Source organism: Pseudomonas sp. PGPR40 (assembly GCF_022014505.1).
Taxonomy (GTDB): Bacteria; Pseudomonadota; Gammaproteobacteria; order Pseudomonadales; family Pseudomonadaceae; genus Aquipseudomonas.
The window spans coordinates 123,946-134,200 of record NZ_JAKLSP010000022.1 but is presented as its reverse complement, the minus strand read 5'-3'; the positions used below and the strand labels follow the sequence as shown (position 1 = coordinate 134,200).

Sequence of the window (10,255 nt, the reverse complement as noted above, 5' to 3'; positions counted from 1 at the left end):
CCACCAAATCCCACCCCCTCTGGCAAACCTACCTCCTATTCCTCGCCCCCATGGTCCTCTCCAATTTCCTCCAATCCATGTCCGGCACGATCAACAGCATCTACATCGGCCAAATGCTCGGCACCCAGGCTCTCGCGGCGGTATCGGGCATGTTCCCCATCGTGTTCTTCTTCATCGCCCTGGTCATCGGCCTCGGCGCGGGCGCTGGGGTGTTGATCGGCCAGGCCTGGGGCGCTCGTGAGCCGCATTTGGTGAAGGCCATCGCCGGTTCGACGTTGTTGTTGGGGGCGATGATCGGGTTGGTGGCGGCGGTGTTGGGCAGTGTGTTTGCGCGGCCGGCGTTGCAGGGTTTGGGGATGCCGGCGGATGTGCTGGACGATGCGGTGGCGTATGCGCAGGTGATGATGTGGATCATGCCGTCGCTGTTGGTGTTTGTGTTGTTTACGCAGTTGCTGCGTGGGGTGAGCGATACGCTGTCGCCGTTGTTGGCGCTGGTGGTGTCGACGTGTGTCGGGCTGGCGCTGACGCCGGTGTTGATTCTCGGGTGGTTGGGGCTGCCGTCGATGGGAATTCAGAGTGCGGCGTGGGCGGGGTTGGTGGGTAACTTGTCGGCGATGGGGTGGCTGGCGTGGCGGTTGATTCGCAAGGGGCATCCGTTGGCGCCGGATCGGGAGATGTTGGCGGCGATGCGGCTGGACATGGAGATCCTCGGCAAGGTGCTGCGCATCGGGCTACCGACCGGGTTGCAGATGGTAGTGCTGTCGTTGTCGGAGTTGGTGATTCTGGCACTGGTGAACCAGCACGGTTCTCAGGCGACGGCGGCGTATGGGGCGGTGACGCAGATCGTCAATTACGTGCAGTTCCCGGCGTTGTCGATTGCGATCACGGCGTCGATTCTCGGTGCGCAGGCTATCGGGGCCGGGCGTATCGAGCGTATGGGGCCGATTCTGCGCACGGGGTTGTTGATCAATGTGTGCCTGACCGGTGGTTTGGTGGTGTTGGGGTATCTGTTGTCGCACTGGTTGCTGGGGTTGTTTCTCACGGATGATTCCACGCGGGTGATGGCCGAACACCTGTTGCACATTATGCTCTGGAGCCTGTTGGTGTTTGGCTTTCAGGCGATCATCGGCGGCATCATGCGCGCCAGCGGCACGGTGTTGGTGCCGGTGGCGGTTTCGATCGTTTGTGTGGTCGGGGTGCAGTTGCCGGTGGCGTATCTGCTGGATGCGCGTTTTGGGCTGCAAGGTGTGTGGATGGCGTTTCCGGTGGCGTATCTGGGCATGCTGATGCTGCAGACGCTGTATTACAAAATGGTCTGGCAGCATCAGAAAATCGAGCGGTTGGTGTAGGGCCCTCGTTTGAGTATCAAACGCTGCTCTTGAGCCAGGTTTCGAAGCGCGTCGGCCCGATGATGGGGTGTTCTCCAAGCGTCAGCGAGTGGTCATCGATCGGCGCACCGAAGTAGGGGACCGTGTCGTCCGGTTGGGCCTGGCGCGGGTCGTTAGTGTGTTGCAAAAACAGGCGCACGAACTCCACCAGCGGCCAGCGTTCAGGGCCGGCTACTTCCAGGGTCTGGTTGCTCGGCACTTGTACGGCGGCTTTCGCCAGCGCCGTCGCGACATCGACCGCGGCAATCGGTTGCAGCTCGGCGGAGGTCAAACGCACGGTGTCGCCTTCCTGTACGCCTGAGTACGAAATGGCTCCGATGAATTCGAAGAACTGCGTGGCCCGCAGGATTGTGTAGGGGCTGCCTGAGTTTTTGATGAGTGTTTCCTGCGCCATTTTCGCCCGGAAGTAACCGCTGTCGAGCATGCGTTCGGTGCCCACCACCGACAGGGCGACGTGGTGTTTGATGCCTGCGGATTTCTCGGCAGCAAGCAGGTTGCGCCCGCTGGTTTCGAAGAAATCGAGCACGGCGGCGTCTTCGAAGGAGGGCGAGTTGGCCACGTCGACCACCACGTCGGCGCCTTGCAAGGCGTTTTGCAGTCCTTCGCCAGTGAGGGCGTTGACGCCGGTGCTCGGTGATGCGGCCAGGACTTCATGCCCCAGGTCTTGCAGGTTTTTGCACAGGTGTCTGCCGATCAGTCCGGTACCGCCAATGACGACGATTTTCATGTCCAGTCTCCCGATGCGTGTGCAGTGGGTTGCGGTGGCTTTAAATCCTGCAACCATTAAAGACCCGGAATCTGCTGAATGACGGCGGGGGCGACGACCGGGTTATCGGAAAAAATGCAGCCCGGTTCACAAAAAAGATCGGAAAAATGCACTGTTGGCAATGTTATATTGCCGGCCTGTGGCGTAATGCCAGTTAGTTAAGCGCAATCCATGTGGGAGCGGGCTTGCTCGCGAAAGCGGTGTATCAGGCGACATCAATGCTGGATGTGCCGCCGTCTTCGCGAGCAAGCCCGCTCCCACAGGTTCCGCGCCTTAACTGGCCCAGCAGTCAAAGTCAAACACCACGCCGAGGATCGGGCGCCAGGTTTCGTTATGCATGGCAGGAGGCGTTACATGCGTTGTGTTCTTTCACTGCTGATCACGCTGGTCTGCGCTCAGGTTGCATGGGCCGAGCCCACGGCCGAGTTGTCGGAGCCGGTGGGCGGCTGGCGCTATCACGGTCTGCTGGACCGCAGCGAAAACCCTCGCGTCGCCTATCCCACGCCGCCCATCGACCGGGGCGTGCAGCGCAATCGCACGATGATCGAAGGCCAGCTCAAGGCCCTCGGCACACTTCGTCCGCCGCACAGCCTGGCGGTCAACGGCAATCCCCTGAATTTGTACACCGACGACCAAGGACGTTTTGCCCGGCCGTATGCGTTCGGCGCCGGGTCCAACAGCGTCGAAGTGCGCAGTTCCGAGGGCAAGTCGCTCAAGCGCGTTCAATTCTATGAAGCCAACAACCTGCGCACGCCGGCGCGCATTCGCGTGGTGCTGGGCTGGGACGATCCCAAGGCCGAACTCGATCTGCACATCATTACCCCCGACGGCCAGCATGCGTTCTGGGCTCGCCCGGCGATGAGCAATGGCGGCGGGCTGGACCCGGACGGCGTCGATGGCCCCGGCCCGGAAATGTTCACCATGACCGCGCCGATGCATGGCACTTATCTGGTTTACGTGAACTATTGGGGCAACTTCGGCAGCGGCGGCTATAACTTCGATGAGACCAGCAACCAGAACGAGGTGATCACCTCGCAAATCAATCTGGTGCTCAACGAAAACACCGTCGACGAAAAACGCGAGACCTTCATCGTGCCTTTGCGGGCGATCGGCGACCTGCTGCTGGTCAAGACTTTCAACTATTAAACATCCCGCACCACGGATGAATTGGGTTTGTGAACATGAGTGATAACACTGCTTCTCCAGCCGCCGATACATCTGCTGCCAACACTTCCCGTCGCTGGCCGGCGCTGCTGGTCGGGCTGTGCCTGGTGGCCGGCGTGGCGGGCGGGTTGGGGTGGTTCCTGAACAAACCCAAGGCTCCGCCGGCGGAACTGGCCAGTGACAAACTGGGCATGAGCCGGCCGGACGGTCTGCTCGAAACCCATTCCCTGAGCCAACTGCCCAAGGATTTGCTGGCGGTGCCGTTTCTCAAGGAAACCCTGACCGAAGATTTTGTCTTCTATTACGAAGCGCATGCGGATCGCCTTGGGCTGATCGGCAGTCTGCGGCGGATCATTTACGAGCATGACCTGAAGTTGCAAGACAGCCTGATCGAGCAACTCTTCGATCAACCGGCGGATGTGGCGCTGTGGCGCGGGGCGGATGGGCGTCTCAAGGATTTCCTGTTGGTGATGGATCGCGGCGGGCTGGCCAAGGTGCTGGAGCCGCTGGCGAAAGTGGCGCTGGATGATACGCAGCTGAGCAAACTCAGTGAGGTGAAAGTCGGCGCCGACGCTGTCACGCTTTATCAGCTCAACTACAACGCCAGCAAGTCATTGGTGTTCGCCTCCCACGGCGACAAACTGGTGGTGCTGTCCAATCCGGCCAAGCTCTACGATCCGGAAAACGGCGCCTCGGAGGACACCGGCAGCGTTTCGACCAAGGCCATCGCTGCACTGCTCAACGGCGACAAACTGTTCCCCGAAGCCTTCGGTCTGCCACCGCGTACACCCGAGGTGAAACAGCGCCTCTCGGTCAACTCTAGCGTTCTGGCCATGGGTTACCAGCGCTTCATCCCGAACTTCGCCGGCCTGCGTTTCGACATGGACGACAAGGGTTGGCACAGCTTCCTCGCCATGGACGAACTGGACAACCAACCAGACTTCGACTTCAAACCGATCTGGCAAGCCATGCCGATGGGCGCCAGCGCCTGCGTGGCCTTGCCACTGGCTGCCGAACAACAGAAACCGCTGCTGGTGAAACTCGGCGCCGAAGAGTCCGTGGCCCAAGCCTTGACCGAACACATGGCCGGTGCGGCCGGCCTGTGCTGGTACGCCGAGTCGCGGCTGTACACGCCGCTGCTGGTGGCCAGCCTGAATGACGATGACAGCGCCAAACTCGACGGCGACCTGGGCAACCTGTTCGGCTCGATGGTCGGTGCCTACGAAGGCAAAGTCCCTGATCACGCGTTCCCGGTTGTCGAGAAACAGCAAGGCCAGACCCATGAGTGGCAGCGCCAGGTCAGCTCCAACTTCGGCCCCTATAAGGCCAAGGATGCCGAGCAACCGGACGCGATCACCGGCAAAGCCTTTATGCGCGTAAGCCTGGCGCGCCACGGTTCGACACTGCTGTTCTCCCTCGACGACAAACTCGTCGACAAAGCGCTGGGCACCTTGGACAAACGCTTCCCACCGCTGGCTGACGTGCTGCCGAAAGAGCTGCTGATGCCGATCTATTTCGGCCCGGATTCCATGGCGCAACTGATGCAGCAGGAAACCCTCGATAGCCTGCCGCAAGACATGGAACCGGTGTTCTACAACGCCGCGCAAACCTACCTGATTCCGAAATTGCGCACCCTCGGCGGCTATGGCAAATACGCCCTGACCTTGCCCAAAGGCAGCGAGCCCGACGGCCACTGGCAGTGGTTGCCGCTGGAGTGGAAAGCCCTGTGACCGCCTTCATCCGAGGCCTCGGCCTGTTGGCGTTGCTGCTGGGGACTCGCACCTTTGCCAGCGAAGCCCCGGCGCTCGACCCGCAGCAATCCCAGGTATTTCGCGCCTGGTTCGTGCGCATCGCCCAGGAACAACTGACCCAAGGCCCGAGCCCGCGCTGGTATCAGCAGGACTGCGCCGGGCTGGTGCGGTTCGCCGCCAACGAAGCGCTGAAAGTCCATGACGACAAATGGCTGCGCAGCAATGGCCTGTCCAACCGTTACTTGCCACCGGAACTGCAACTGAGCGACGCCCAGCGCGGCCTCGCCCAGCAATGGCAGCAGGGCGGCGGCAAGGTCGGGCCTTACGTCAACGCGATCAAACTGATCCAGTTCAACAGTCATCTGGTCGGCCGCGACCTGGCCCAGGCTAGACCCGGCGACCTGATGTTTTTCGATCAGGGCGACGACCAGCACCTGATGATCTGGATGGGCCGCTTCATCGCCTATCACACCGGTACCTCAACCCCAACCGACAACGGCATGCGCTCCGCAAGCCTGCAACAACTCATGACATGGAAGGACACCCGATGGATACCCGACGCAGCCAACCCCAACTTCATCGGCGTCTATCGACTGAACTTTCTCTCCCAATGATCGGTGCCCGCATGCTGCGCATTTGCTCTCGAATTCCACTGCTGCTGGTCCTGCTGGCTCCATTAGCCACGGTCAATGCCGAAGACACCGTCGAGCCGAGCGGCTATACGCCGGTGGCCGGTGAGAGTTTCTTCCTGCTGGCCGACAGCAGTTTCGCCAGCGACGAACAGGCGATGGTTCGCCTCGAAGCACCGGGCCGCGATTACCGCCGGTTCCGCATGGAGCCTTACGGCGGCGCGGACATTCGTGTGTATCGCATCGACAAGCCGCTGGATTTCCTCAAGCGACAGAAGAACCTGCACCGCGTAGTCAGCGACGGCCAGTTCAAGGGCGAGGGCCTGTCGAACACCCTCGCGTACCTGTGGGACAACTGGTACCGCAAATCCCGTCGGGTGATGCAGCGGGCGTTTTCCTACGAGTCGCGTCAACAAGTCACCGAGGAAGTGCCGGAACTGAAGATGGGCACCGCCATCGCCGCGCCAACGCCCTACGACGCTCAGCCGCAGTTCGCGCTGATTCCGGGCCTGCCGGTGGTCAGCCAATTCCGCTATCCGCTGTGGCAAGCCAAACCGATCCAGCCGCCTGAGGGCGTGAACCTGGCCGGTTCTTCCAGCGAGTTCGTCAGTGTCTCGCCGGGCAATGTGTACATCCCGTTGGGCAACCTGAAACCGGGCCTGTATCTGGTGGAAGCGCTGATCGGCAAGTACCGCGCGACCACCATGGTCTTCGTCTCCAACACGGTGGCCGTGAGCAAGATTGCCGGCGATGAATTGCTGGTGTGGGCCGCGCGCAAACATGAAGGCAGTTCGGTGCCCAAGGTCAATGTGCTGTGGACCGACGGCCTGGGCGTGATGAGCAGCGGCGCGACTGATGCCGATGGTTTGCTGCGACTGAAACACGTCAGCCCGGAGCGTTCGTTCGTGATCGGCGAGGATGAAGAGGGCGGGGTGTTCGTCTCCGAGAACTTCTATTACGACAGCGAAATCTACGACACCAAACTCTATGCGTTCACCGACCGGCCGCTGTATCGGCCGGGGGATTGGGTGTCGCTGAAAATCGTCGGCCGCGAGTTCAAGAATGCACGGGACTCCGTGGCGCCGACCGCTGCCGACGTCAATGTGACCGTGCTCGATGCCACGGGTACGGCGCTGCAATCGTTGGCGTTGAAGCTCGATTCCAAGGCTGGCACTCAGGGCCGTTTCCAGTTGCCGGACAACGCGGTGGCGGGTGGCTATGAGCTGCGTTTCAGCTACAAGGATCAGGCCTACAGCAGTGCCTTCCGTGTCGCTGAATACATCAAGCCGCACTTCGAGATTTCCCTGAACCTGGCCAAGCAGGATTACCGCACCGGCGAACCGGTGAAGGGCAGTCTGGTGTTGTTGTACCCGGACGGTAAACCCGTGGCCAACGCCAAGTTGAGCCTGAGCCTGCGCGCCCAACAATTGTCGATGGTCGATAACGAGCTGCAATACCTCGGGCAATTCCCGGTGGAGCTGACCAGCGCCGAACTGACCACTGATTCCAAGGGCAACGCGAGCCTCGATCTGCCCGCCGCCGAGAAACCGAGCCGCTACATGCTCACCGTGTTCGCCAGCGATGGCGCGGCGTATCGGGTCAAGACCACCAAGGAAATCCTCATCGACCGTGGCGCCGCCAGTTTCCGCTTGAGCGCGCCTCAGCGGTTCAGCGCAGTGGGCGGTAAGGTTGCATTCAGCTATTCGAACGAAGGTGGTAGCGAGCAAAGCAAATCGGTTGTGCCCGGCAGCTATAGCTGGGTGCGACTCGAAGATCAAACCACTGGAGAAGGTAAACTCGTTGCCAAAGATAAAGGCTTCACCCTGGCCTTCGACCGTCCGGGCACTTACAACCTGACGCTGAAGGATGCTCATGGCCGCATGCTTGGCGCGACCGGTCATTCGGTCACCGGCGATGGCGTCAAAGCGGTGCCCGGCACCGTGGAAATCGTCCTCGACAAACCCGAGTACAAGGCGGGCGACGAAGCGCTCGCGTTGATCACTTTCCCCGAGCCGATCATCGATGCGCTGTTGTCGCTTGAGCGTGACAAGGTCGAGGCCACGGCGTTGCTGTCCAAGGGCAGCGACTGGCTGAAGATGGAAAAACTCAGCGACACCCAATACCGCGCGCGCATCCTGGTGAAGGACAACTTCGCGCCGAACCTGACGTTCTCGGTTCTTTACACCAAGGGTGGCCAATACAGCTTCCAGAACGCCGGTATCAAAGTTGTAGCGCCGCAAATCGACGTGGCAATCACCACCGATAAAGAGGCGTATCAGCCAGGCGATACCGTGTCGGTTGACCTGACCACCCAGTTCGCCGGCAAGCCGATTCCGGCGCACCTGACGGTCAGTGTGGTCGACGAAATGGTCTACGCGCTGCAACCGGAAGTCGCGCCGACCATCGATCAGTTCTTCTATCACCCGCGCCGCAATAACGTGCGCACCAGCGCCAGTTTGTCGTTCATCAGCTACGACGTCGCATTGCCGGGCAGCCCAGGCGCACCGGGTAAAGCCAATCGCAGCGAGCGTGGCGTGAAAGTGTTGGAGCGGCCGCGTCGCGAAGACGTCGACACCGCCGCGTGGCAGCCCGAATTGATCACCGACGCCAACGGCAAAACCCGCTTTACCTTCAAGATGCCGGACTCGCTGACCCGCTGGCGCATCACCGCCCGGGCCATCGCCGATGACGGCCAGGTCGGGCAGAAGAAGCAATTTGTGCGCTCGGAAAAGCCGCTGTATCTGAAGTGGAGCGGCCCGAGCAAATTCCGCAACGGCGACAAACCGGATCTCGGTGTGTTCGCGTTCAGTCAGGCCGAGCAACCGGTCAAGGCTGAGTTGGTGATTCATTACGCGGGCGCCGAACAACGGGTGCCGGTCATGTTGAACAACGGTATCAACTACATCGCCTTGCCGGCGTTCACAGTGGCCAATGGCGAGTGGACTGCCGAGCTGGTGCAGGACGGCAAAACCGCTGATGCCTTGGCGGTGCGCCTGACCGCGACCGGCGAAGGCTGGCAGGTGACTCAGAGCCAAAGTCTGGATGTGGCCAGCGGTGATACGCCGCTGACCTTGCCGGCAGACGCCACGGATATTCGCCTGCGTCTGGATGACAGCCCGCAAGCGCTGTTCCGTTCGGCGCTTGATGATCTGCTGAGCTATCCATACGGCGGCGTCGAACAGACCGCCAGCCGTTTGCTGCCGCTGAGCATCGCTTATCCGACCTTGTCGTCGAACCCGCAGATCCGCGATCGCTTGCGTTTGATCATGCAGAACAGCCGCCTGCGGTTGGTGCAAATGGCCGGACCGTCGGCGAGCTTCACCTGGTGGGGCTTTAACGGTGAGCCGGATGCGTTCCTCACCGCTTACGCCTATTACGCCGACTGGCACGCCAGCAAAGCGCTGGAACTGAGCCTGCCGCCGGAGCATTGGCAGCGGGTGTTGGAGGTGTACGCCAAGCAGTCGCAGAACACGCCGCTGTTGCAGCGGGCGTTGATTCTGTCGTTTGCCAAGCAGATGCAATTGCCGGTGAATACGCTGCTCAGCGGCTTGATCGACGATCTGGTGAAAGCCGGCGAAGGCCATGCGGCGAGCATGATGGACGATGGCGCAGAGAGCCTGGTCATGAGCGATCCGGATTCGGCATTAGGGCTGGCCAGCGCTCGGGTGCTGACTGCGTCTTTGGCGCGTCAGGCGAAGGTCAATCTGCCGTCGGTGTTCAATGGTCAATTGGAGGCTGCGCAACAACAAGTGGCCGCCAGCTCTCAACCGTTTGTCGAAGCGCTGAACCTGTCGCTGCAAGCCTTCGATCAGGCGCATGCGCAAGCGTTGTTGCAACGTCTGTTGCCACAGCAATCGACCCTGGAACGCGCCTTGGCGCTGACCTGGCTGCAACGCAGCATCGAACAGGCATCGCCCACTATCGCACTGGCACCGGGTGAAGGCTGGAAGAAAGAACATAGCGCTACCGGTGAGATGTATTGGACGTGGCAGGGTGCTTCGCCCGTGCCGGCAGTGTTGTCGCTGACCGGGGAGCAAGAACGCCCGCTGCGTGCCGCGTTGAGCTTCCAGAGCAAGCAACCGCCGGTGGCCCCGATGGCCGTGACTATCACCCGTCGCCTGTCACGTCTGGTGCCGGGTGACGAAGCGTTCGAATTCAAACTCGAAGCCGTCGGCAGCAAACCGTTGTCCAGCGACAGCCTGTACCTGGACGAAGTGATCATCACCAGCAAGGCTGCGAAACCTCTGCGCTATGGCATGCTCGAAGTGCCGTTGCCACCGGGCGCGGACGTCGAGCGCACCACGTGGGGCATCAAGCTGATGGGCAAGGCCGGCACCGAGCCGACCTCGCTGGAGAAGGCCCGTTTCGAACCGGGGCAAATGGCTTACGCGATCCCGGTGGATGCCTTGAGCGGTGAATTGCGCCTGCGTCATCTGGTGCGCTTCTCACAAAAAGGTCAGTTCAGCCTGCCGCCGGTGCGTTTCACCCAAGTCTACGCACCGCAGAACCAGGCTCAGGAACAGAAACCGGCGCTCGGCCAGGTCACGGTCCACTGAC

The 10,255-nt window shown here is 61.2% G+C and carries 6 protein-coding genes; 5 read left to right on the top strand and 1 reads right to left on the bottom strand.

Annotation, left to right across the window (positions count from 1 at the left end):
• The coding region (locus MEB48_RS19615; protein ID WP_237885601.1) for an MATE family efflux transporter at positions 1 to 1,349 on the top strand (1,349 nt) is incomplete at its 5' end.
• 16 nt (positions 1,350 to 1,365) lie between these two features.
• Here the strand turns inward: MEB48_RS19615 and MEB48_RS19610 are convergent.
• Positions 1,366 to 2,115: an SDR family oxidoreductase gene (locus MEB48_RS19610; RefSeq protein ID WP_237885600.1), complete on the bottom strand. Its 750-nt coding sequence runs from the start codon at positions 2,113 to 2,115 to the stop codon at positions 1,366 to 1,368.
• Positions 2,116 to 2,508: 393 nt separating this feature from the next.
• Here MEB48_RS19610 and MEB48_RS19605 point away from each other — a divergent pair, with 393 nt between their 5' ends.
• Genes MEB48_RS19605 through MEB48_RS19590 form a run of 4 tightly spaced genes read left to right on the top strand, consistent with a single transcriptional unit; the run spans position 2,509 to position 10,254 of the window.
• Positions 2,509 to 3,300 (top strand): YfaP family protein, encoded by a 792-nt coding sequence (locus MEB48_RS19605; RefSeq protein ID WP_008008415.1) that lies wholly within the window; start codon positions 2,509 to 2,511, stop codon positions 3,298 to 3,300.
• A gap of 35 nt (positions 3,301 to 3,335) precedes the next feature.
• A complete protein-coding gene (locus MEB48_RS19600; protein ID WP_237885599.1) occupies positions 3,336 to 5,048 on the top strand; it encodes a DUF2138 domain-containing protein in 1,713 nt (570 codons plus the stop codon).
• A complete protein-coding gene (locus MEB48_RS19595; RefSeq protein ID WP_442969112.1) occupies positions 5,045 to 5,683 on the top strand; it encodes a DUF1175 domain-containing protein in 639 nt (212 codons plus the stop codon). The genes MEB48_RS19600 and MEB48_RS19595 overlap by 4 nt, the downstream gene beginning before the upstream one ends.
• Entirely contained in the window at positions 5,680 to 10,254 is a 4,575-nt protein-coding gene (locus MEB48_RS19590) for an alpha-2-macroglobulin family protein (RefSeq protein ID WP_237885611.1), read from the top strand. The genes MEB48_RS19595 and MEB48_RS19590 overlap by 4 nt, the downstream gene beginning before the upstream one ends.
• The last annotated feature ends 1 nt before the right edge of the window (position 10,255 follow it).

Bases quoted from the DNA above. Each gene is read 5' to 3' on its own strand.
- MEB48_RS19600 (WP_237885599.1), top strand. From the start codon at position 3,336: ATGAGTGATAACACTGCTTCTCCAGCCGCCGATACATCTGCTGCCAAC.
- MEB48_RS19605 (WP_008008415.1), top strand. From the start codon at position 2,509: ATGCGTTGTGTTCTTTCACTGCTGATCACGCTGGTCTGCGCTCAGGTT.
- MEB48_RS19610 (WP_237885600.1), bottom strand. From the start codon at position 2,115: ATGAAAATCGTCGTCATTGGCGGTACCGGACTGATCGGCAGACACCTG.
- MEB48_RS19590 (WP_237885611.1), top strand. From the start codon at position 5,680: ATGATCGGTGCCCGCATGCTGCGCATTTGCTCTCGAATTCCACTGCTG.